The sequence below is a fragment of the Salinimicrobium xinjiangense DSM 19287 genome, assembly GCF_000423585.1.
Lineage (GTDB): Bacteria > Bacteroidota > Bacteroidia > Flavobacteriales > Flavobacteriaceae > Salinimicrobium > Salinimicrobium xinjiangense.
Window position 1 is genome coordinate 1 of the sequence record NZ_AUIG01000050.1, and the last position, 1,516, is coordinate 1,516.

Below are 1,516 nucleotides of genomic sequence, written 5' to 3' on the forward strand. Positions count from 1 at the left end.
AGAAAAGGTTCAACTCCTTTTATTTCAACAACAAGAAGCCTTCTGGTTAGTCGGAAGTTTTCTCCCCATTGGGGAGATGTCCGATAGGACAGAGGGGCCGTTCATTGACATATTGAATTGACAGCGCGTATCATACTATTTATAGTATGATGCAAATAATAAGAATTAAGACTAGAAGAACGTTTTGAGCTTTGATCCCCGATAGCTATCGGGGTGAAGAAGAGGAATTCCTTAGTAATTGTAAATTTATTTAAGATTTAACGATGAAGAGTTTGATCCTGGCTCAGGATGAACGCTAGCGGCAGGCTTAACACATGCAAGTCGAGGGGCAGCACGTCTTCGGATGGTGGCGACCGGCGCACGGGTGCGTAACGCGTATACAATCTACCTTTTACAGGGGCATAGCCCGGGGAAACCCGGATTAATATCCCATAGTATCATTTAGTGGCATCACTTGAATGATTAAAGTTTCGGCGGTAAAAGATGAGTATGCGTCCTATTAGCTAGATGGTAAGGTAACGGCTTACCATGGCTACGATAGGTAGGGGTCCTGAGAGGGAGATCCCCCACACTGGTACTGAGACACGGACCAGACTCCTACGGGAGGCAGCAGTGAGGAATATTGGACAATGGGCGAGAGCCTGATCCAGCCATGCCGCGTGCAGGAAGACTGCCCTATGGGTTGTAAACTGCTTTTATACGGGAAGAAACACCCCTACGTGTAGGGGCTTGACGGTACCGTATGAATAAGGATCGGCTAACTCCGTGCCAGCAGCCGCGGTAATACGGAGGATCCAAGCGTTATCCGGAATCATTGGGTTTAAAGGGTCCGTAGGCGGGTACGTAAGTCAGTGGTGAAAGTCTGCAGCTCAACTGTAGAACTGCCATTGATACTGCATACCTTGAGTAATTATGAAGTGGTTAGAATATGTAGTGTAGCGGTGAAATGCATAGATATTACATAGAATACCGATTGCGAAGGCAGATCACTAATAATTTACTGACGCTGATGGACGAAAGCGTAGGTAGCGAACAGGATTAGATACCCTGGTAGTCTACGCCGTAAACGATGGTTACTAGCTGTTTGGCTCGATTGAGAGCTGAGTGGCTAAGCGAAAGTGATAAGTAACCCACCTGGGGAGTACGTTCGCAAGAATGAAACTCAAAGGAATTGACGGGGGCCCGCACAAGCGGTGGAGCATGTGGTTTAATTCGATGATACGCGAGGAACCTTACCAGGGCTTAAATGTAGTCTGACAGGGGTGGAAACACCTCCTCCTTCGGGCAGATTACAAGGTGCTGCATGGTTGTCGTCAGCTCGTGCCGTGAGGTGTCAGGTTAAGTCCTATAACGAGCGCAACCCCTGTGGTTAGTTGCCAGCGAGTAATGTCGGGAACTCTAGCCAGACTGCCGGTGCAAACCGTGAGGAAGGTGGGGATGACGTCAAATCATCACGGCCCTTACGTCCTGGGCCACACACGTGCTACAATGGTAAGGACAGAGAGCAGCCACTGGG

The 1,516-nt window shown here is 48.7% G+C and carries 1 rRNA gene; it reads left to right on the forward strand.

Annotation, left to right across the window (positions count from 1 at the left end):
• Positions 1–260: 260 nt before the first annotated feature.
• Positions 261–1,516, forward strand: a 16S ribosomal RNA gene (locus G564_RS0113065); the annotation flags it as partial.